The sequence below is a fragment of the Marinibacterium profundimaris genome (assembly GCF_002210095.1).
Lineage (GTDB): Bacteria > Pseudomonadota > Alphaproteobacteria > Rhodobacterales > Rhodobacteraceae > Marinibacterium > Marinibacterium profundimaris.
In genome coordinates this window covers 230,510-251,700 of the sequence record NZ_AQQR01000003.1, presented here as the reverse complement: position 1 = coordinate 251,700, position 21,191 = coordinate 230,510, and the positions used below count along the sequence as shown (strand labels likewise).

At 66.8% G+C, this 21,191-nt stretch carries 16 protein-coding genes; 13 read left to right on the top strand and 3 right to left on the bottom strand.

Translation table 11 applies throughout. The features are described from left to right. Window positions 1-5 precede the first annotated feature (5 nt). The 3 genes from ATO3_RS09390 to ATO3_RS09380 are packed head-to-tail and all read right to left on the bottom strand — an operon-like array spanning window position 6 to window position 3,252. Window positions 6-1,529: a GMC family oxidoreductase gene (locus tag ATO3_RS09390; RefSeq protein ID WP_088649590.1), complete on the bottom strand. Its 1,524-nt coding sequence runs from the start codon at window positions 1,527-1,529 to the stop codon at window positions 6-8. After that, window positions 1,526-2,533: an alpha/beta fold hydrolase gene (locus ATO3_RS09385; protein WP_088649589.1), complete on the bottom strand. Its 1,008-nt coding sequence runs from the start codon at window positions 2,531-2,533 to the stop codon at window positions 1,526-1,528. Before ATO3_RS09385 ends, ATO3_RS09390 begins: the two co-directional genes overlap by 4 nt. Next, a complete protein-coding gene (locus ATO3_RS09380; RefSeq protein WP_158217929.1) occupies window positions 2,530-3,252 on the bottom strand; it encodes a type 1 glutamine amidotransferase in 723 nt (240 codons plus the stop codon). The genes ATO3_RS09385 and ATO3_RS09380 overlap by 4 nt, the downstream gene beginning before the upstream one ends. A gap of 181 nt (window positions 3,253-3,433) precedes the next feature. On the opposite strand from ATO3_RS09380, the gene ATO3_RS09375 reads away from it, so the two are divergent. The 13 genes from ATO3_RS09375 (at window position 3,434) to ATO3_RS09315 (ending at window position 21,139) form a co-directional block, all read left to right on the top strand. Further along, on the top strand, window positions 3,434-4,780 hold the full coding sequence (locus ATO3_RS09375) for an NAD(P)-binding domain-containing protein (RefSeq protein ID WP_198963254.1): 1,347 nt from the start codon (window positions 3,434-3,436) through the stop codon (window positions 4,778-4,780). Next, window positions 4,780-7,134, top strand: a complete 2,355-nt coding sequence (locus ATO3_RS09370; RefSeq protein ID WP_088649586.1) for a DUF1989 domain-containing protein — start codon at window positions 4,780-4,782, stop codon at window positions 7,132-7,134. Before ATO3_RS09375 ends, ATO3_RS09370 begins: the two co-directional genes overlap by 1 nt. Then, entirely contained in the window at window positions 7,127-8,008 is an 882-nt protein-coding gene (locus ATO3_RS09365; protein WP_088649585.1) for a phosphotransferase, read from the top strand. Before ATO3_RS09370 ends, ATO3_RS09365 begins: the two co-directional genes overlap by 8 nt. Next, window positions 8,005-10,437: a GcvT family protein gene (locus tag ATO3_RS09360; RefSeq protein WP_088649584.1), complete on the top strand. Its 2,433-nt coding sequence runs from the start codon at window positions 8,005-8,007 to the stop codon at window positions 10,435-10,437. The genes ATO3_RS09365 and ATO3_RS09360 overlap by 4 nt, the downstream gene beginning before the upstream one ends. A gap of 25 nt (window positions 10,438-10,462) precedes the next feature. After that, a complete protein-coding gene (locus ATO3_RS09355; RefSeq protein ID WP_088649583.1) occupies window positions 10,463-11,827 on the top strand; it encodes a glutamine synthetase family protein in 1,365 nt (454 codons plus the stop codon). Then, window positions 11,824-13,200, top strand: coding sequence for an aldehyde dehydrogenase family protein (locus ATO3_RS09350; protein ID WP_088649582.1), 1,377 nt, complete (start codon window positions 11,824-11,826; stop codon window positions 13,198-13,200). Before ATO3_RS09355 ends, ATO3_RS09350 begins: the two co-directional genes overlap by 4 nt. Then, window positions 13,197-14,348 carry an iron-containing alcohol dehydrogenase gene (locus ATO3_RS09345; RefSeq protein WP_088649581.1) on the top strand — a complete coding sequence of 384 codons (1,152 nt, stop codon included), beginning with the start codon at window positions 13,197-13,199 and terminating at the stop codon, window positions 14,346-14,348. Before ATO3_RS09350 ends, ATO3_RS09345 begins: the two co-directional genes overlap by 4 nt. 211 nt (window positions 14,349-14,559) lie before the next feature. Beyond that, window positions 14,560-15,207: a helix-turn-helix domain-containing protein gene (locus tag ATO3_RS09340; protein WP_088649580.1), complete on the top strand. Its 648-nt coding sequence runs from the start codon at window positions 14,560-14,562 to the stop codon at window positions 15,205-15,207. Between the two features lie 204 nt (window positions 15,208-15,411). Next, the gene (locus ATO3_RS09335) at window positions 15,412-16,296 is read left to right on the top strand and encodes a class II glutamine amidotransferase (protein ID WP_088649579.1); all 885 of its coding nucleotides are present in this window, start codon (window positions 15,412-15,414) and stop codon (window positions 16,294-16,296) included. Window position 16,297: 1 nt separating this feature from the next. Then, window positions 16,298-17,008: a GltB/FmdC/FwdC-like GXGXG domain-containing protein gene (locus tag ATO3_RS09330; RefSeq protein WP_408630805.1), complete on the top strand. Its 711-nt coding sequence runs from the start codon at window positions 16,298-16,300 to the stop codon at window positions 17,006-17,008. 4 nt (window positions 17,009-17,012) lie between these two features. Continuing rightward, on the top strand, window positions 17,013-18,335 hold the full coding sequence (locus ATO3_RS09325) for an FMN-binding glutamate synthase family protein (RefSeq protein WP_088649578.1): 1,323 nt from the start codon (window positions 17,013-17,015) through the stop codon (window positions 18,333-18,335). Between the two features lie 245 nt (window positions 18,336-18,580). Further along, window positions 18,581-19,885 (top strand): type III glutamate--ammonia ligase, encoded by a 1,305-nt coding sequence (gene glnT, locus ATO3_RS09320; protein ID WP_088649897.1) that lies wholly within the window; start codon window positions 18,581-18,583, stop codon window positions 19,883-19,885. A 3-nt stretch (window positions 19,886-19,888) separates the two neighbouring features. Next, entirely contained in the window at window positions 19,889-21,139 is a 1,251-nt protein-coding gene (locus ATO3_RS09315) for a sarcosine oxidase subunit beta family protein (protein WP_088649577.1), read from the top strand. The last annotated feature ends 52 nt before the right edge of the window (window positions 21,140-21,191 follow it).

Here is a 21,191-nt window from a genome sequence, read left to right as displayed (position 1 = left end):
TGGCATCAGCGCAAGGCCGCGGCGATCTTCTTCGCGCCCAGCGTGCCGATGATCATCGAGGGCGCGTTGGTGTTGCCCGAGGTGATGCGCGGCATGATCGAGGCGTCGGCGACGGAGAGGCCCGCGACACCGGTCACCGCAAGCGTGGCGGGGTCGACCACGGCCTCGCCATCCGCGCCCATCCGGGCGGTGCCGACGGGGTGATAGATCGAATCCGCCGTGGCGCGGACCACCGCGTCGAGATCGGCATCCGAGGTGGCGGAGGGGCCGGGGCGGAGTTCTTCGCCGGTGATGGCGGCAAGGCCGGGCTGGCGGCAGAGGTCGCGCAGCAGCTTGAGGCCTTCGCGCAGCAGGCGGCGGTCGGTTTCGGAGGCGAGGTAGTTCGGGTCGATCAGCGGTCTGGCCGACGGATCGGCCGAGGCAAGGCGAAGCGTGCCACGGCTTTCGGGCTGAAGCTGGGTCGTGTCGATGGCAAAGCCGTGGCCGCGGTCCTCCGCCGTGGCGCCGTCGAAGGCCAGCGCGTTGATGAAATGCAGTTGTGTGTCCGGTGCGGTGCTGGCGGGGTCGAGCCGCAGGAAGGCGCCGGCCTCCAGCCCCTGCAGGCGGCCGGCGCCGGTGCCGGTGGCCAGATAGCGCGCGCCGGTCAGCAGGTTGTTGGGGAACTTCGCGTGATCCCAGAGCGAGAGTGGACGGGTCATGCGGTGCTTGACCTTGACCTCGAGGTGGTCGTGCAGGTTGCCGCCCACGCCGGGCAGGTCGGCATGAACGGGGATGTCCAGCGCCGACAGGTGATCGGCCGGACCGAGGCCGGAGAGCATCATCAGATGCGGCGTGCCGATGGCACCGGCGGCCAGCACGACGTGACCGGCGCGGATCTCGCCATCGGCCAGGCGCACGCCTTCGATCTTCGCGCCGCCCAGCAGGCCAAGGACCTGCACGCCGGTCTTCACGGCAAGGTTCGGGCGCCCGGCGGCGCGGCGCAGGAAACCGGCGGCGGCCGAGTGGCGGCGGCCGTTCAGCACGTTGAGGCGGAAGAGGCCGAAGCCGTCCTTGCGCCCGTCCACGGTGTCGTGGCGGGCAAAGCCCATCTCGGCGCCGGCTGTCAGGAAGGCATCAAAGGCGGGGCCTGAGGGGGGCGTGGCCGGGGTCATGATCTCTTCGACCTCGGCCAGCACCGGCGCGACCGAGGCCCAGTCCCAGCCGGGGCAGTCCCAGGCGTCGTAATCCGACGGATGGCCCACGACCCAGACCATGGCGTTGATCGCCGACGACCCACCAAGGGCCCGGCCACGGGGCACATACAGGCGCCGGCCGTCCATATGGGCCTGCGGCACTGTCTCGAAATGCCAGTTCCAGTGCGGCGCGCCGATGGCCTTGGCGACACCGGCGGGCATGGTAAGGAACGGGTGGCGGCCGGGCGGGCCGGCCTCGATCAGAAGGACCTCGCAGGTCGGATCGCGGGAGAGGCCTTCGGCCAGCGCGCAGCCCGCCGAGCCTGCGCCGACGACGATGACGTCGGGGCGTGTCACGCGAGCAGCTCCTTCAGCGCGGCATCGACGAAATCGGTGTCGGCCTGGAGCTTGCCGCCGCCGGCGTAATGGCCCCAGATGCTCTCGATCACGCGCAGCTCGGCATTGGGCATCTGCGCCACCTCGGCCGCGTTGTCCTCGGGCGGGAAATAGAAATCGGTGCGCCCGGGCATGATGATCGACCGGGCCGTGATCGCCCCGAGCGCCGCCGCGCGGTCGCCGTTGTAAAGCGGGTTGTCCGAGATGTCGCAGGCCTGCCATGTGGCGATCAGCGAGAGCATGTCATTGGCATCGCGCTTGAAATAGGCGCCGTCCCAGGCGCGCTTGAGGTAATCCTCGAGCGAGGTGAAGCCCAGATCACGCCAGCGTTCCTGCCGGTACCACTCCTGGCTGAGCGCCCAGCCGGCCCAGGCGCGGCCCTGCGCGGTGAAGCCGCGCCAGGGCTGTTCCCTGTAATACCCGCCCATGAAGGCCGCGTCGGTCTTCAGCGCGTATTTCATGCCTTCAAGGAAGACATGGGTATGCGGCGCGGTGATCGCCTGGCCGCAGAAGCACGACATCGCGCGCACCCGGCCGGGGAAGATCGCCGCCCAGTGAAAGCTTTGCTGCCCGCCCATGGACCAGCCGCAGACAAGGCGCAGCTCCTCGATGCCCCAGAGCGTGCGCAGCATCTGCTCTTGCAGCAGGACATTGTCGTAATGGGTGACACGCGGGAAATCGGGCCCGCCCAGCGGCGCGGGCGTGTTCGAGGGCGAGGAGGACAGCCCGTTGCCCAGGGTGTTGGGGATGACGATGAAGTATTTCTCGGGGTCCAGCGCCTTGCCGGGGCCGATCAGCGGCGGCTGGTCGTCATGGGTGCCGGCATAGCGTGTCGGATAGAGGATCACGTTGTCCTTCGCCGGGTTCAGCGTGCCATGGGTGACATAGGCCACGCGGGCGTCGGGCAGGGTCAGCCCCGATTGCAGCGTGAATGCGCCGGCGCTGTAGACCTTTTGATCGCTCATGACAGGGGCTCCGATGGGATGCCGGCGGCGCGGCACCAGTTGGTGAAGAGATGGCGGGCATTGGGGGCGAAGATCTCGGCGTTTTCGGTGACCTGGGCCTCGAAGATCTGCGCGCCGCCCGGCCCGATCTCACGGTCAAGGATCGCGGCGGCCGAGGGCATCTGCGCCCAGTGGCCGATCGTGCCGGGCAGGACCTCGGGGTGGGATTGCATGGAAAAGGCGCGCGGGCCCACGCGGATCGCCTGCACGTGGCACACGGGCGAGGTGGCGATCAGCGTGGCGGTCTCGGGCAGCGCGGTCACCTGCACCCCGTGCCACTGGGCCACGGGGAAGGGGGCGGACATTCCGTCGAACAGGTCGGCCCCGGGCAGCGGGGAGACATCGCACACGCCCGTTTCCACCCCGCCATAGGCGCAGGCCCCGCCAAGCGCGTCGGCCAGAAGCTGGTGGCCAAGGCAGATGCCGAAATAGGGCAGGCCGCGATCGATCACCGCCTCGCGGATCAGCGCCTTCTCGGCGATCAGCCAGGGGTATTTGTCCTCTTCGAAGACATCCATTGCGCCGCCCATCACCCAAAGCGCGTCTATCCCGTCGAGCGGCGGCAGCGGCTCGCCCTCGTCCAGCTCGACCGTGATCACCCGGTGGCCGGCCGCCTCGATCAGCGGCAGGAAGGCCGCCGGATGCGTGCCCCGGTCGTGCTGCAGCACGAGAAAATTCATGTCGCTCTCCGTCAATCCCCGCCGCTGCCCGATCCTTGGGCAAAGGGCCTGTGTCCGCCCCAGAAATCCCATTCGTCGCACGCCGCGTCCAGAAAAAGAAGTTGCTTCTTGGGAAAACTATCTCACCATGAGGAAAAAATCAGCATGAGCAATCATGGGTTCACCAACGGGGAAGCACGAGATGCGGATATGTGTGATCGGGGCCGGGCCATCGGGACTGGCGCAGCTGCGGGCCTTTCAGTCGGCAAAGGAGGCCGGCGCGGAAATCCCCGAGATCGTCTGTTATGAAAAGCAGGCCGATTGGGGCGGGCTCTGGCGGTATGACTGGCGCACGGGGGTGGATGAATATTCCAACCCGGTCCATGCCTCGATGTACCGCTACCTGTGGTCGAACGGGCCCAAGGAGGGGCTGGAGTTCGCGGATTATTCCTTTGACGGCCATTTCGGCAAGCCGATCGCCTCGTATCCGCCGCGCGCGGTGCTGTTCGATTATATCGAAGGCCGCGTGAAGAAGGCCGGCGTGCGCGACTGGATCCGGTTTTCGACCGTGGTGCGCGATGTCACTTATGCCGACGGGATGTTCACCGTCACCGCGCGCAACGGCGAGGCGGATACCGAGACGAAGGAGCAGTTCGACAAGGTCATCGTCGCCTCGGGCCATTTCTCCTTTCCCAACGTGCCGTATTACCCGGGCTTCGAAGGGTTCAACGGCCGCATCCTGCATGCCCATGATTTCCGCGACGCGCGCGAGTTCGAGGGCAAGGACATCCTGATCCTCGGCACGTCCTATTCGGCCGAGGACATCGGCTCGCAATGCTGGAAATACGGGGCGAAGTCGATCACCGTGGGCCATCGCACCGCGCCGATGGGGTTTGACTGGCCGTCGAACTGGGCCGAGGTGCCGGCGCTGGAGAAGGTCGAGGGCAAGACAGCCTTCTTCAAGGATGGCACGTCGAAGACGGTGGACGCGATCATCCTGTGCACCGGCTACAAGCATCATTTCCCGTTCCTGCCCGACGATCTGAGGCTGAAGACGGCGAACCGGCTGGCGGCGAGCGATCTTTACAAGGGCGTGGTCTATACCGGCAATCCGGACCTGTTCTACCTTGGGATGCAGGACCAGTGGTACACGTTCAACATGTTCGACGCGCAGGCCTGGTGGGTGCGCGACGTGATCCTGGGCCGGATCGCCCTGCCGGACGCCGCCGCGATGGAGGCCGACTGGCAGCAACGGCAGGCCGACGAGGATGCGCTGGCCGATGATTACGCCTGTATCGTCTACCAGGGCGATTACGTGAAAGAGCTGATCGCCGAGACGGATTACCCGTCGTTCAACGTCGACGGCGCGAACGAGGCGTTCTTCCAATGGAAGAAGCACAAGAAGAAGGGGATCATGTCGTTCCGCGATCATGGCTATGTCTCGCCGATGACCGGGACGATGGCGCCGCCGCACCATACGCGGTGGAAGGATGCGCTGGACGACAGCCTGGAAAGCTATCTGCAGACCACGGCGGACGCGGCGGAATAATGGGCCTGCTGGAACGGCCGGGCGAGAGGTCGGGTGTCGTGCAGCCCGGTCTGCCGGTCCTGCCGCCCGGGACCGAACGCCACCCCGTCCCCGGGGGCGGGTCCCGGGCGGTGCGTCTGGCCCCCGGCGACGAGGTGATCGTGGTCGACCGCGAAGGCGGGCAGCGCGGTGAGCTGCTGGCCTTCGGGCGGGACGGGGCCGCCGATGCCGGGCTGATCGGGGCCCGCGCCGATATCCCCGCCGACGGGCTGCGCGCGGCGCTGCTGGCGAGCCGGTCCGGTCGCGCCGTGGCCGATGTGCTGAGCCGCGCGGGCTGCGATCTGGCGGACGCGCGGGCCGTGGCGCTGCACGGACCGGAGAGCCGCGTGGGCGACAGCGTGAGTTTCACGGCGCAATCCGATGCGCTGGTCGTGCTCGCCGCCCCCGGCGGGCCGATGGCGCCCGAGGCGCAGGACACGCCCACCGATCTGATCCTCTATGTCCGGCGGGCCAATGCGCGCAACACCGGGCTGCACCTGCCGCCCGATCCGCTGGCCGATGCGCTGATCGACCATCAGATCAACCCGGGCGAGGCCTTTGTCTACGAGGTGCCCGCCGGCGCCTATATCCAGATCCTCGACGTGCAGGGGCGGGAATGTTCGGATTTCCAGGCGTTTTCCGCACGGTCCATCGACCGTGGCACAGCCCGCGAGGTCGACCCGACCGCGACGCGGTCCATGACCGGCTCCATCTACCCGATGCCGGGCCTGCATTCGAAATACTGGAACACCGACCTCGAACCGCTGGTCGAGATCGTGCAGGACACCTGCGGCCGGCACGACACCTTTGGCCTCGCCTGCACCGCGCGGTTCTACGAGGACATGGGCTATCCCGGCCATGTGAATTGCACCGACAACATCAACGCGGCACTTGATCCCTATGGCATTGCCGCGCGCGGCGGATGGCCCGCGATCAACTTCTTCTTCAACACCCAGCTGGACGACACCCACGCCATCGCCACCGACGAACCCTGGTCGCGCCCCGGCGATTTCGTCCTGCTCCGGGCGCTGACCGACCTTGTCTGCGTCTCGACCGCTTGTCCGGATGACATCGACCCGGCCAATGGTTGGCAGCCGACCGAAATCCAGCTGCGCACCTATCGCGACACCGAACGCTTCGCGCGCTCCATCGGGTGGCGCAAGATCCCGGAGGACGACGTGCAGGATACCCGCGAAACCGGCTTTCACGAGGCCTTTGCCCGCCATACCCGCGATTTCGTGGAGTATCAGGGCTATTGGTTGCCGAATTCCTTCCCGAATGTGGGCACGCTGGGCGAATACTGGGCCTGCCGCGACAAGGCGGCGATCATGGATCTGTCGCCCCTGCGGAAATACGAGGTCACGGGCCCGGATGCGGAACAGCTGATGCAGCTGTGCGCCACGCGCAATGTGGCGAAGCTGGCCGTGGGGCAGGTGGTCTATACCGCGATCTGCGCCGAGCATGGCGGGATGATCGACGATGGCACGATCTTTCGGCTGGGCGCGCACAACTTCCGCTGGATCGGCGGTTCGGACGACAGCGGCCTGTGGCTGCGCGAGATGGCGGAGACACACGGGCTGAACGCCCATGTGCGCAATTCCACCGATCAGCTGAGCAATGTCGCCGTGCAGGGGCGCCTGTCGCGCGAGATCCTGAGCGAGGTCTTCTGGACCCCGCCGACGCAGCCCACGGTGGCCGAGCTGGGCTGGTTCCGGTTCACCATCGCGCGGATCGGCGGCTATGACGGCACGCCGGTGGTGATCAGCCGCACCGGCTACACCGGTGAGCTGGGCTACGAGGTCTTTTGCCACCCCAGGGACGCGGTCACCGTCTTCGATGCGCTCTGGGAGGCTGGCGCGGCGAAAGGCATGCAGCCTCTGGGGCTGGCCGCGCTGGACATCCTGCGGATCGAGTCGGGGCTGGCCTTTGCGGGCCATGAATTCGACGACCAGACCGACCCGTTCGAGGCCGGCATCGGCTTTACCGTGCCGCTGAAAAACGACGTGCAGTTCATCGGCCGCCCGGCGCTGGAAACCCGCAAGGCCAGCCCGCAAAAGCGGCTTGTGGGGCTGGAGCTGGACGGCAACGAGGTGCCGGCCCATGGCGATTGCGTCCGGCTGGGCCGCGTGCAGGTGGGTGTGATCACATCGGCCACGCGCTCTCCGATCCTCGACAGGACCATCGCGCTGGCGCGGGTCTTCGTCGATCATGCGGCGGAGGGCACCGCGCTGGAGGTCGGCCAGCTTGACGGCCATCAGAAGCGCCTGAAAGCCCGCGTCGTGCCCTTCCCGCATGTCGACCCGACGAAAAGCCGGGCCAAGGGGAATTATGACTGACACCGTCGAACGCCGCATCCGCACGCTTAGCTGCTGGGACGCCCCGACCGACATCGTCCCGCTGGAGGGCGGGATCACCAACATCAATGCCGTGGTCACTGACGGCGGCCGCAAATACGTGGTGCGGCTGGGCCAGGACATTCCCGAACACGGGGTGATGCGCTGGAATGAGCTGTCGATCGCCCGCGCGGCGGCGGCGGCGGGGGTTTCGCCGCCGGTCGTCCATGCCGAGCCGGGCGCTCTGGTCTTCGACTTTGTCGAGGGCGACGCGCTGGCCGAGGCGGACCTGCATGACGCGACCACTCTGGCGGCGGCCACCGACCTGGTGGCAAAGGTGCACCGCGAGGTGACGCCGATCCTGCGCGGGCCGGTCCTGACCTTCTGGGTGTTTCATGTGTGCCGCGACTATGCGGCATTTCTATATGATAAATCATCGTCCTACATGTCAAAGCTCACGTATCTTCTGGAACAGGCGGCGCTGCTGGAACAGGGGGTCGGCCCGGTGCGGCTGGTGCTGGGGCACAACGATCTTCTGCCGCAGAACATGATCCGGGGCGCGGACCGGCTGTGGCTGGTCGATTGGGAATACGGCGGGTTCAACAGCCCGCTGTTCGACCTGGGCGGGCTGGCCAGCAATGCCGACCTGCCGGCCGAGGCGGAGCAGGAGATGCTCGTGCGCTATTTTGGCGAGGCGCCGGATGCGGCCTTCCTGAAACGCTACGCGGCGATGAAATGCGGCTCGCTCCTGCGCGAGACGATGTGGTCCATGGTGTCCGAGATCACCTCGGAGATCGACTTTGACTATGCCGCCTATACAACTGAAAACATGGCCAGATTTGAAACCGCGCTGGCCGCCTGGAAAGACATGCCATGACAGATCTGCCAAGCACCGCCCAGGTTGTCGTGATCGGCGGCGGCATCATCGGCTGTTCCACCGCCTATCATCTGGCCAAGCTGGGCGTGGATGTCGTGCTGCTGGAACGGCACAAGCTGACGTCGGGCAGCACCTTTCATGCTGCCGGCTTGGTGGGGCAGTTGAGATCTTCTGCCAACATCACGGAATTGCTGGGATATTCCGTCGATCTCTATGACCGGCTGGAGGCCGAGACCGGCCAGGCCACGGGATGGAAACGCAACGGCGGGCTGCGGCTTGCCTGTAACGACGAACGCTGGACCGAGGTCAGGCGCCAGGCGACCACGGCGCAAAGCTTTGGCCTCGACATGCAGCTGCTGTCGCCGTCCGAGGCGCAGGAGCTCTGGCCCCTGATGGATGTGTCGGACGTCATCGGCGCGGCCTTCCTGCCCACCGACGGACAGGCCAACCCGTCGGACATCACCCTGTCGCTGGCCAAGGGCGCCCGGATGGCCGGGGCGCTGATCGTGGAAGAGACCGAGGTCACCGGGCTGAGCATCGAAAAGGGTGTGATCACAGGGGTGGAAACCGCGAAGGGCCGGATCGAAACGCCAAAGGTCGTGGTCTGCTGCGGCCAATGGACCCGCGACTTTTCAAAGCGTTACGGGGTGAACGTGCCGCTGGTGTCGATGGAGCATCAGTATCTCGTGACCGAACTGATCGCGGGCGTGACATCGGATCTGCCGACCCTGCGCGATCCCGACCGGCTGACCTATTGGAAGGAAGAGGTCGGCGGGCTGGTGATGGGCGGCTATGAACCCAACCCGAAGCCCTGGGCCGTGGCGGGCATCCCCGAGGGGTTCCAGTTCTCGTTGCTGGACAATGATGTCGACCATTTCGAACAGATCATGGAAAAGGCGCTTGGCCGGGTACCGGCGCTTGAGACGACGGGCATCAAGTCGATGGTCAACGGGCCCGAAAGCTTCACGCCGGACGGGAATTTCATCCTGGGCGAGGCGCCGGAGCAACCCGGCTTCTTCGTCGGCGCGGGGTTCAACGCCTTCGGCATCGCAAGCGGTGGCGGCGCGGGCATGGCGCTGGCGGAATGGGTCGCCAAGGGGGCGCCGCCATTTGACTTGTGGCCCGTGGACATCCGCCGCTTCGGCCGGCCGCATCGCGACACCAACTGGGTGCGCAGCCGGACGAGCGAGGCCTATGCCAAGCATTACACGATGGCCTGGCCGTCGGAGGAACACAGCTCGGGCCGGCCTGCCCGGCGCTCGCCGCTTTACGCGCAGATTGCGCAGAGGGGCGCGGTCTTTGGCGAGAAGATGGGCTGGGAGCGGCCCAACTGGTTTGCCGAAGACGGCGAAGAGGCGCGCGATGTCTACACCTACGGGCGGCCCAACTGGTTCACCGCCGTCGCGCGGGAACACCGATCCTGCCGGGAGGCGGCGGCGCTGTTCGACCAGAGCTCGTTCGCCAAGTTCCTGCTGAAGGGGCCGGATGCCGAAGCCGCGCTCAGCTGGATTGCCGCCGGGGATGTGGCGGGGCCTCCGGGGCGGCTGACCTATACGCAGATGCTCAATGACCGGGGTGGGATCGAGGCCGATGTGACCTGCGCGCGGCTGTCGGAGGCCGAGTATTACATCACCACCGGGACGGGCTTTGCCACGAGGGATTTCGACTGGATTTCCAGGGGAATACCCGAGGGGATGAACGCGCAGCTGGTCGATGTGACATCGGCCGGTGCCGTGCTGTCGCTGATGGGGCCGAAGGCGCGCGCGATCCTGGAGCAGGTGACCGACGACGATGTCAGCAACGACGGCTTTGCCTTCGGCGCGGCGCGCACGATCTTCATCGCAGGCGCGCCGGTTCTGGCGCTGCGGCTGTCCTACGCCGGCGAGCCGGGCTGGGAGCTGCACCTGCCCAGCGAATATGCCGTGGCGGTGTTCGAGGCGCTGCACGAGGCCGGGGCCGCGCACCGGCTGCGCGATGCGGGCTACCGCGCGATCGAGACGCTGCGCCTTGAGAAGGGCTATCGCGCCTGGGGTGGCGAGATCGGGCCGGACACCACGCCGCTGCAGGCGGGGCTGGGCTGGGCCTGCCGGAAGGACACGCCGTTTCGCGGAAAGGACGCGCTGGAGGCCGCGCGGGGTACGGTGCCCGAGCGGCGGCTGGCCACCTTCACCGCGCCGCCCGACACCGTGCTGCTGGGCCGCGAGACGATCTTTCGCGATGGCGAGCGGGTCGGGTATCTTGCCTCGGGCGGGTATGGCCACACGATAGGTCAAGCGATCGGCATGGGCTTTGTCCGGCACGTCGGCGGGGCCACAAGTGACTGGATCCTCGGCGGAACCTACACGCTGGACGTCGCCGGAGAGAAGATACCGGCCGAAGTGACCCTCAGGCCCCTTTACGACCCGGACAATCTCAGGCTCAAGTCCTGACACCAAGAGTTAAGGAGATGCCCAGATGCCCGGATGCATGACGTTCGACGACCTGAAATCGCAGGTGGAGGCTGGCGCGGTCGACACCGTGCTGGCCTGCATTGTCGACATGCAGGGGCGGCTGATGGGCAAGCGGTTCACCGCCAGCCATTTCCTCGCCAGCGCCTGGGAAGAGACCCATTGCTGCAATTACCTGCTGGCCACCGATATCGAGATGGCCACGCCCGAGGGCTATGCCACCACAAGCTGGTCGAAGGGCTACGGCGATTACGTGATGAAGCCGGACCTGGGCACGATCCGGCCGCTGCCCTGGCTGGAGGGCACGGTGATGGTGCTGTGCGATCTGCTGGATCACCATACCCACGAAGAAATCCCGCAATCCCCGCGTTCGATCCTCAAGGCGCAGGTGGCGCGGGCCGAGGCGCTGGGGTTCACGCCCTTCTGCGCGACCGAGCTGGAATTCTTCCTGTTCGAGGGCACGCTGAAGGAGAACGCGGCAAGGGGCTATGCCGGGCTGAAGACGATCAGCGATTACAACGAGGATTACCACATCTTCCAGACCTCCAAGGAGGAGGCGGTGATGCGGCCGATCCGCAATCACCTTGTCACCGCCGGGATCCCGGTGGAGAATTCCAAGGGCGAGGCCGAGGCCGGGCAGGAAGAGCTGAACATCCGCTACGACAGCGCGCTGAACACCGCCGAATACCACACGATCGCCAAGCACGCGGTGAAAGAGATCGCGTGGCAGCAGGGTGTTTCGGCCTCCTTCCTGCCGAAATGGTCGGCGGACAAGGTCGGCTCTTCCAGCCACGTGCACCAGTCGCTGTGGTCGGGGGGCTCGAACGCCTTTCATGACCCGAACGACAAGCTCGGCATGTCCGAGACGATGAAGGCCTACATGGCCGGTCAGCTGAAATATGCCGCCGAGCTGACGGTGTTCCTGGCGCCCTATGTCAACAGCTACAAGCGCTTTGCCAAGGGCACCTTCGCGCCGACGAAGATCGGCTGGTCGGTGGACAACCGCACGGCGGGCTTCCGGCTCTGTGGCGACGGGACCAAGGCGGTGCGCGTCGAATGCCGGATCGGCGGCTCGGACCTGAACCCGTATCTGGCCATCGCGGCGCTGCTGGCGGCGGGGATCGCGGGGATCGAGGAGGGGCTGGACCTGGCGCCTCCGGTCACGGGCGATGTCTATGACGCGACCGATATCCCGGACATTCCGACGACCCTGCGCGACGCGACCGAGGTGCTGCGCGGCTCGGCCATGCTGCGCGCGGCGCTGGGGGACGCGGTGGTCGATCACTACGTGCGCGGCGCGGAATGGGAGCAGGAGGAGTTCGAGCGCGCGGTGACGGACTGGGAACTCAAGCGCGGGTTCGAACGGGCATGAGCTTCGATTGCATTTCCCCCATCGACGGCTCGCTGCTGGTCTCGCGGCCGTTCCTCACGCCGGATGCCGCCCGCGAGGCCGTCCTGCAAGGGGCAGACGAGCAGCGCGCCTGGGCCGCGCTGCCGCTGAAGGAGCGCATCGCGCGGGTGATGAAGGGTGTCGAGATCATCGGCGAGATGAACGACACCATCGTCCCCGACCTGGCACGCCAGATGGGGCGTCCGATCCGCTACGGCGGCGAATTCGGCGGCTTTCATGAACGTGCCGCCTATATGGCCGAGATCGCGGAACAGGCGCTTGCGCCCATCGAGGTCGAGGACAGCGAGAGCTTCCGCCGCTACATCACGCGCGAGCCGCATGGTGTGGTGCTGGTGATCGCGCCGTGGAACTACCCCTACATGACGGCGATCAACGCCGTGGCGCCCGCACTGATCGCCGGCAATGCCGTGGTGCTGAAACATGCCGCCCAGACCCTGCTGGTGGGCGAACACCTGGCGCAGGCGTTCCACAAGGCGGGCGTGCCGGCGGAGGTCTTCCAGAACCTCGCGCTGGATCACGACACGGTCGAGACGCTGATCGCCGAGAAACGCTTTGGCTTCGTCAATTTCACCGGATCGGTGGGCGGCGGGCAGGCGATCGAACGCGCCGCCGCGGGCACCTTTACGGGCGTCGGGCTTGAGCTGGGCGGCAAGGATCCCGGTTACGTCATGGAGGACGCCGATCTGGACGCCGCCGTCGACACGCTGATCGACGGGGCGATGTTCAACTCGGGCCAGTGCTGCTGCGGGATCGAACGGATCTATGTCGCCGCGTCCCTGTTCGAAACCTTCGTCGAGAAGGCGCAGGCGATTGTCGAGGGCTACAAGCTGGGCGATCCCCTGGATCCCGAGACGACGCTGGGCCCCATGGCCCATGTGCGCTTTGCCGAGACGGTGCGCGCCCAGGTGGAAGACGCCATCGCCAAGGGCGCCACGCCGCTGATCGACCCGCAGCTTTTCCCGAACGCGGGCGAGGCCTATGTGGCGCCGCAGATCCTGATCAACGTGACCCACGACATGGCCGTGATGCGCGAAGAGACCTTTGGCCCCGTCGTCGGCATCATGCCGGTCAGCGACGACCTGGAGGCGATCGCGCTGATGAACGACAGCGCCTACGGCCTGACCGCCTCGCTCTGGACCTCCGACATGGACCGCGCCGAGGCGATCGGGCAACAGCTTGAGACCGGGACCGTCTTCCTCAACCGCGCCGATTACCTGGACCCGGCGCTGTGCTGGACCGGCTGCAAGCAGACCGGCAAGGGCGGCTCGCTGTCGGTGATCGGCTACCACAACCTGACACGACCGAAATCCTACCACCTGAGGACACTCAAATGACGCTGACGGCCAACTGGTCCTATCCCACCACCATCCGCTTCGGGGCGGGCCGCATCCAGGAGCTGGGCGAGGCCTGCAAGGCCGCCGGCATGACCAACCCGATCCTGATCACCGACCGGGGGCTGGCCGCCCTGCCGGTGACGCAGACCGCGCTCGACGTGATGGAGGCGGCGGGCTTTGCGCGCGCGCTGTTTGCCGAGGTCGATCCGAACCCGACCGAGGCCAATCTCGGCGCCGGGATCGCGGCCTACCGGGCGGGCGAGCATGACGGGGTGATCGCCTTCGGCGGCGGCTCGGGGCTGGATCTGGCGAAGACGGTGGCCTTCATGGTGGGGCAGGACCGTCCGGTCTGGGATTTCGAGGATATCGGCGACTGGTGGACCCGCGCCGATGCGGATGCAATCGCGCCGATCATCGCGGTGCCGACCACCGCCGGGACCGGGTCGGAAGTGGGGCGCGCGACGGTGCTGACCAATTCCGAGACGCATATGAAGAAGATCATCTTCCATCCGAAGATGCTGCCCGCGCAGGTGATCTGCGATCCGGAGCTTACAGTGGGCATGCCGCCCGCGATCACCGCCGGCACCGGCATGGATGCCTTCGCCCATTGCCTGGAGGCCTATTCTTCGCCCCATTACCACCCGATGAGCCAGGGCATCGCTCTGGAAGGGATGCGGCTGGTGAAGGACTACCTGCCGCGCGCCTATGCCGATGGCACGGATATCGAGGCGCGGGCGCAGATGATGTCGGCCGCCGCCATGGGCGCCACGGCCTTCCAGAAGGGGCTGGGCGCGATCCATGCGATCTCGCACCCCGTGGGCGCGATCTACAACACGCATCATGGCACGACCAACGCCGCGGTGATGCTGCAGGTGCTGGAGTTCAACCGGCCCGAGATCGAGGACCGGATCGCGGCGGCCGCGGCTTACCTGGGGATCGCGGGCGGCTTCGACGGGTTCAGGGGCGTCGTGGCCGAGCTGATCGCCGGGCTGGGCATTCCGACCTCGCTGTCGGGGCTGGGCATCACCGATCCGGATATCGACGAGCTGACCCGGCTGGCGCTGACCGATCCGTCCTGCGGCGGCAACCCGGTGGCGCTGACCGAGGCGAACCTCAAGCCGCTCATCGCCTCCTGTTTCGAGGGGTGACGCGGATGCGGGCTGTGGTGCGGGCGGTCCGGGCGGATGCGTCCTGCCGGACGCAGGGCAGCCCGCGACAGCTCCCGCCCGCCCGCCCCGCCGTCGCGGGCTGCCCGGCGCGGGGCGGTGAGGGGGCACCTGGCCGGGGCGGCCGGCCGGAGGTTGTACCCGGGGCGGCCAATGGCATAAAACCCCCCAACCGCCTGAGGAGGGGCGCGTCATGACCAAGAAGACCAGCGTCCGCGACACCCATCTGACCCAGGATCCCCATGCCGTCCGCGAGGTGCGCGAGAAGAAGCTGGAGGTCGCCATTGGCCGCCAGGTCCGCGAGCTGCGCAAGCGGCAGCGGCTGACCGGGTCGGAACTGGCCACCCAGACCGGCCTGTCGGTGGGGATGCTGTCCAAGATTGAGAACGGCGTGATCTCGCCCTCTCTTGCCACGCTGCAGACGCTGGCCAACGCGCTGCGCGTGCCGCTGGTGCAGCTGTTTTCTGGCTTCGAGGAGCCGCGCGGCGCGATGCACGTCAAGGCGGGCGAGGGGGTGGAGATCGCGCGGGCCGGGACCCGCGCGGGCCACCAGTACCGGCTGCTGGGCCATATCGGCTCGAACGACAGCGGCGTCGTGGTCGAACCCTACTTGATCGACCTGAACGACGAGAGCGACCGCTTTCCGACCTTCCAGCATGAGGGGATCGAATTCCTCTACATGCTGGAGGGCACCGTGGATTACCGCCATGGCGATCAGCTGTATCTGCTGGAGCCGGGCGATTCCCTCGTCTTCGACGCCGACGCGCCGCATGGGCCCGAAGTGCTGATCGACCTGCCCGCGCGCTACCTGTCGATCATCACCTATCCGCAGCAGAAGTGACGCCCCTATCCGGGTGACCGCTCCTGATTTTCAACGGCCTTGCGGCCGGCCTCTGCACAACGGTTGAGCAGCGGTGGGGGGTCTGGCGTGCCCGGCAAATTGATTTTCTGTGTGGTGAAATTTCTTTCTTGCAGGGAAAGCGCAGCCGGATTAATCCTCTGCCCAAGGGGGGCCGTGAGCCCCGGGCGAGATCGGAGACGCGCCATGTGTGGCATTGTTGGCCTCTTTCTGAAAAACGACGACCTGTGCCCGAAGCTGGGCGAGATGTTGACGGACATGCTGATCACCATGACCGACCGTGGCCCGGACAGCGCCGGGATCGCGATCTATGGCGCCGAGGGCGAGGGCGTGAAGATCACCGTGCAGTCGGATGACACGTCGGCGTTCGACGGGCTCGACGCCCGGCTGGCCGAGGCCACGGGCACCACGCCCGGGATCCGGGTGATCGACACCCATGCCGTCGTGACGCTGCCCGAAGCGGCGGCGGATGCGGCGGTTTCGGCGCTGGAAGAGATGGGCCTGCGGATCATGGCGCGCGGCGCCTCGATGGAGATCTTCAAGGAGATCGGTCTGCCCCGGGACGTGGCCGCCCGCTTCGGCCTGCGCGAGATGGGCGGCAGCCACGGGATCGGCCACACGCGGATGGCCACCGAAAGTGCGGTGACCACGCTGGGCGCGCATCCGTTCTCTACCGCGTCGGACGAATGCCTGGTGCACAACGGATCGCTGTCGAACCACAACCGCCTGCGCCGCGAGCTGGCGCGCGAGGGCTTTGTCACCCGCACCGAGAACGACACCGAGGTCGGCGCGGCCTATATCTCCTCGCGCATCGCGGGCGGCGCGAACCTGGGCGAGGCGCTGGAGGGCACGCTGCAGGACCTCGACGGGTTCTTCACCTTCGTGATGGGCACCCGCAACGGCTTTGGCGTCGTGCGCGACCCGATCGCCTGCAAACCGGCGGTGCTGGCCGAAACCGAGGATTACGTGGCCTTCGGATCCGAATACCGCGCCTTCGCCGACCTGCCGGGGATCGAGAGCGCCAAGGTCTGGGAGCCGGAGCCGGCCACCGTCTATTTCTGGGAACGCTGACATGGAGGCTGCCCTGATGCCATCCGAGACCGGGGTGAAGACCCTGGACATGAGCGCCATGGAGCTGCGCGAGATCAACGAGACGCTGCAATCCGCGGCCGGCTCGAACGAGGCGTTCGAGGTGACCAACACGCGCGGCGCCCATGCCATCGCGGTCGGGCTCGATGCACCGATCCACGTCACCGTGAAGGGCTCGACCGGGTATTACTGCGCCGGCATGAACAAGCAGGCGACGATTCACGTCAAAGGCTCGGTCGGGCCCGGTGCGGCGGAAAACATGATGTCCGGCACGGTGATCGTGGACGGCGATGCCTCGCAATACGCGGGCGCCACGGGCCACGGCGGGCTGCTGGTGGTGAAGGGCAATGCCTCGTCGCGCTGCGGGATCTCGATGAAGGGGATCGACATCGTGGTGCATGGCAACATCGGTCACATGTCGGCCTTCATGGCGCAGAAGGGCAACCTTGTCGTGCTGGGCGATGCGGGCGACGCGCTGGGGGACAGCCTTTACGAGGCGCGGCTCTTCGTGCGCGGGTCGGTCAAGTCGCTGGGCGCCGATTGCGTCGAGAAGGAGATGCGGCCCGAACATCTGAAGATCCTGGCCGACCTGCTTGAAAAGGCCGGGGCCGATGCGAAGCCGGAAGAGTTCAGACGCTACGGCTCGGCCCGGAAGCTCTATAATTTCAACATCGACCATGCCGGAGACTACTGAGGCCATGGACAAGACCCCCCGGACACTTCCGCGCCAGTCGTGGACCTTCTCCAACGAGGTCAATTCCGAGATCCGCCGCGCGGCGGAGACCGGCATCTACGACATTCGCGGCGGCGGCGCGAAACGGCGTGTGCCGCATTTCGACGACCTGCTGTTCCTGGGCGCGTCGATGTCGCGCTACCCGCTGGAGGGCTATCGCGAGAAATGCGAGACCGGCGTCACGCTGGGCACGCGCTTTGCCAAGAAGCCCATCGAGCTGAAGATACCGATCACCATCGCGGGCATGTCCTTCGGCTCGCTTTCGGGTCCCGCCAAGGAGGCGCTGGGGCGCGGGGCGACGATGGCCGGCACCTCGACCACCACCGGCGACGGCGGCATGACCGAGGAAGAGCGCGGGCATTCGGAAAAGCTGGTCTATCAGTACCTGCCCAGCCGCTACGGGATGAACCCCGACGATCTGCGCCGCGCCGATGCGATCGAGGTGGTCGTGGGGCAGGGCGCGAAGCCCGGGGGCGGCGGCATGCTGCTGGGGCAGAAGATCACCGAACGGGTCGCCGGCATGCGTGACCTGCCGCAGGGAATCGACCAGCGCTCGGCCTGCCGGCACCCGGACTGGACCGGGCCCGATGACCTGGAAATCAAGATCCTGGAACTGCGCGAGATCACCAAGTGGGAAAAGCCGATCTACATCAAGGTCGGCGGCGCGCGGCCCTATTACGACGTGGCGCTGTCGGTGAAGGCGGGTGCGGATGTGATCGTGCTGGACGGGATGCAGGGCGGCACGGCGGCGACGCAGGACGTCTTTATCGAAAACGTGGGCCAGCCGACGCTGGCCTGTATCCGCCCCGCGGTGCAGGCGCTGCAGGACCTGGGCATGCACCGAAAGGTGCAGCTGGTGGTCTCGGGCGGCATTCGCACCGGCGCGGATGTGGCCAAGGCGCTGGCGCTTGGCGCGGATGCGGTAAGCATCGGGACCGCGGCGCTGATCGCGCTGGGGGATAACGATCCGAAATGGGAAGCCGAGTACCAGGCGCTGGGATCGACCACCGGGGCCTATGACGACTGGCACGAGGGGCGCGATCCGGCCGGCATCACCACGCAGGATCCCGAGCTGATGGCGCGGCTCGATCCGGTCGCGGCGGGGCGGCGGCTGCGCAATTATCTCAACGTGCTGACGCTGGAATGCCAAACTCTGGCACGGGCCTGCGGCAAGAGCCACGTGCACAACCTGGAGCCCGAGGACCTTTGTGCGCTGACGATCGAGGCGGCTGCCATGGCGCAGGTGCCGCTGGCGGGCACCAACTGGATCCCCGGCAAGGGGATCTGAGCGCGGGACACGGTGGGTTGAAAACCCACCCTACACCCGCGGCGATGACGCCAAGGGGACGGGGCCTTGCCCCGCCTGCAGCGGACAACCCGGGCCGGAACGCGGCATGGCGCCCACCGGCCCGACAGGAAGGCCGGGCCCGCCCGGATCGGACGCAGAGCCGACCGGCACAACGGGGCACCGGACCGTGACATGACCGTAGGGTGGGGTTTCACCCCACCGCCGCGGAAACAGGGAAGAACCAGATGACCGACCTCGCCGCCTTCGCCCGGGAAAAGGGCGTTAAGTACTTCATGATCTCCTTCACCGATCTTTTCGGCGGCCAGCGCGCCAAGCTGGTGCCGGTCCAGGCGATCGCCGACATGGCCGAAGAAGGGGCGGGCTTTGCCGGCTTTGCCACCTGGCTCGACATGACGCCCGCGCATCCCGACATGCTGGCGGTGCCGGACCCGGATACGGTCATTCAGCTGCCCTGGAAGCCGGACGTCGCCTGGGTCGCCGCCAACCCTGTGATGGAAGGTGCCGAGGTCGCGCAGGCCCCGCGCAACGTCCTGCGCAAGCTGGTGGCCGAGGCCACGGAGGCCGGTTATCGCGTCAAGACCGGGGTTGAGGCGGAATTCTTCCTGCTGACGCCCGAGGGGACCGAGATTTCGGACCCCGCCGACACCGCCGAGAAACCCTGCTACGACCAGCAGGCCGTCATGCGCCGCTATGACGTGATCGCCGAGATCTGCGATTACATGCTCGACCTCGGCTGGGGTCCCTACCAGAACGACCACGAGGACGCCAACGGCCAGTTCGAGATGAACTGGGACTTCGACGACGCGCTGGTGACCGCCGACCGCCATTCCTTCTTCAAGTTCATGGTCAAGTCGGTGGCCGAGAAGCACGGGCTGCGCGCGACCTTCATGCCCAAGCCCATCGCCGGGCTGACGGGCAACGGCTGCCACGCCCATATCTCGGTCTGGACACCGGATGGCGCCACCAATGCCTTTGCCGACGATACGATGGAGCTGGGCCTGTCCGAGAAGGGCCGCAATTTCCTGGGCGGGATCATGGCCCATGCCACTGCCATGGCCGCGATCACCAATCCGACGGTGAACAGCTACAAGCGCATCAACGCGCCGCGCACGACCTCGGGCGCGACCTGGGCACCCAATACGGTGACCTGGACCGGCAACAACCGCACCCACATGGTCCGCGTGCCCGGCCCGGGCCGGTTCGAGCTGCGTCTGCCGGACGGTGCGGCCAACCCCTATCTGCTGCAGGCCGCGATCATCGCCGCCGGGCTCTCGGGGCTGCAGACGCAGGCCGATCCCGGCAAGCGTCATGACATCGACATGTATGCCGAGGGCCACACCGTCACCGATGCCCCGAAACTGCCGCTGAACCTGCTGGACGCGATCCGGGCATTGGACGCGGATGCGACATTCAAGGACGCTTTGGGACCAGAATTCGCCGCCTCCTATATCAAGATGAAGCACCAGGAGTGGGACAGTTTCGTCTCGCATTTTTCCGAATGGGAGCGCGAGCATACGCTCGATATCTGAGACATGAGCTATTCCGGTTTCCGCATCCTGCGCGAGGCGCTGCGCGGCCATCGCGGCTGGCGCCCGCTGTGGCGCGATCCCGAACCGCAATCCGAATACGACATCATCATCGTTGGCGGCGGCGGGCACGGGCTGGCCACGGCCTATTACCTGGCCAAGGTCTTCGGCCAGGCGCGTGTGGCCGTGCTGGAAAAGGGCTGGCTTGGCTCGGGCAACATCGGGCGGAACACGACGATCATCCGCTCGAACTATCTGCTTCCGGGGAACCAGCCGTTCTACGAATTCTCGATGAAGCTGTGGGAAGGGCTGGAGCAGGATTTCAACCTGAACGCCATGGTCTCGCAGCGCGGCGTGCTGAACCTGTACCATTCCGACGGCCAGCGCGACGCCTACCGCAGGCGCGGCAACGCGATGATCCTGTCGGGCGCCGATGCCGAGCTGCTGGACCGCGACCAGGTGCGCGCGATGTACCCGTTCCTGAACTTCGACAATGCGCGCTTTCCGATCAGGGGCGGGCTGCTGCAGCGGCGCGGCGGCACGGCGCGGCACGATGGCGTGGCCTGGGGCTATGCGCGCGGGGCGGACCGGCGCGGCGTGGACATCATCCAGAATTGCGAGGTCACCGGGTTTGTCATCGAAAACGGCGTTTGCCGGGGCGTGGAGACCTCGCGCGGCACGATCCGGGCCCGCAAGACCGGCGTGGCCGTGGCCGGATCCACGGGGCGGGTCATGGCGAAGGCCGGGATGCGCCTGCCGATCGAAAGCTTCGTGCTGCAGGCTTTCGTGACCGAGGGGCTGAAGCCCTGCCTTGACGGTGTGATCACATTCGGGGCCGGGCATTTCTATGTCAGCCAGTCCGACAAGGGCGGGCTGGTCTTTGGCGGCGATCTTGACGCCTACAATTCCTATGCGCAGCGCGGCAACCTGCCGGTGATGGAAGACGTGGCCGAGGGGGGCATGGCGCTGATGCCGATGATCGGGCGCGCGCGGCTGCTGCGCAGCTGGGGCGGGATCATGGACATGTCGATGGACGGCTCGCCGATCATCGACAGGACGCCGGTCGAAGGGCTCTACCTGAATGCCGGCTGGTGCTACGGCGGGTTCAAGGCGACGCCGGCCTCGGGCTATTGCTTTGCGCATCTGCTGGCCAAAGACGCCCCGCACGAGACTGCGACGGCCTTCCGGCTGGACCGGTTCGAGACCGGGCATGTGATCGACGAAAAGGGCGTGGGCGCCCAGCCGAACCTGCATTGAGGGCGCTTGCGATGAGATCCGGATTTCGACCTGCCGCGTGGCGGCCTCGCCC

Coding starts and splice junctions, on each gene's coding strand:
- ATO3_RS09385 (WP_088649589.1), bottom strand. CDS start 2,533: ATGAGCGATCAAAAGGTCTACAGCGCCGGCGCATTCACGCTGCAATCG.
- ATO3_RS09380 (WP_158217929.1), bottom strand. CDS start 3,252: ATGAATTTTCTCGTGCTGCAGCACGACCGGGGCACGCATCCGGCGGCC.
- ATO3_RS09375 (WP_198963254.1), top strand. CDS start 3,434: ATGCGGATATGTGTGATCGGGGCCGGGCCATCGGGACTGGCGCAGCTG.
- ATO3_RS09370 (WP_088649586.1), top strand. CDS start 4,780: ATGGGCCTGCTGGAACGGCCGGGCGAGAGGTCGGGTGTCGTGCAGCCC.
- ATO3_RS09365 (WP_088649585.1), top strand. CDS start 7,127: ATGACTGACACCGTCGAACGCCGCATCCGCACGCTTAGCTGCTGGGAC.
- ATO3_RS09360 (WP_088649584.1), top strand. CDS start 8,005: ATGACAGATCTGCCAAGCACCGCCCAGGTTGTCGTGATCGGCGGCGGC.
- ATO3_RS09355 (WP_088649583.1), top strand. CDS start 10,463: ATGCCCGGATGCATGACGTTCGACGACCTGAAATCGCAGGTGGAGGCT.
- ATO3_RS09350 (WP_088649582.1), top strand. CDS start 11,824: ATGAGCTTCGATTGCATTTCCCCCATCGACGGCTCGCTGCTGGTCTCG.
- ATO3_RS09345 (WP_088649581.1), top strand. CDS start 13,197: ATGACGCTGACGGCCAACTGGTCCTATCCCACCACCATCCGCTTCGGG.
- ATO3_RS09340 (WP_088649580.1), top strand. CDS start 14,560: ATGACCAAGAAGACCAGCGTCCGCGACACCCATCTGACCCAGGATCCC.
- ATO3_RS09335 (WP_088649579.1), top strand. CDS start 15,412: ATGTGTGGCATTGTTGGCCTCTTTCTGAAAAACGACGACCTGTGCCCG.
- ATO3_RS09330 (WP_408630805.1), top strand. CDS start 16,298: ATGGAGGCTGCCCTGATGCCATCCGAGACCGGGGTGAAGACCCTGGAC.
- ATO3_RS09325 (WP_088649578.1), top strand. CDS start 17,013: ATGGACAAGACCCCCCGGACACTTCCGCGCCAGTCGTGGACCTTCTCC.
- glnT (WP_088649897.1), top strand. CDS start 18,581: ATGACCGACCTCGCCGCCTTCGCCCGGGAAAAGGGCGTTAAGTACTTC.
- ATO3_RS09315 (WP_088649577.1), top strand. CDS start 19,889: ATGAGCTATTCCGGTTTCCGCATCCTGCGCGAGGCGCTGCGCGGCCAT.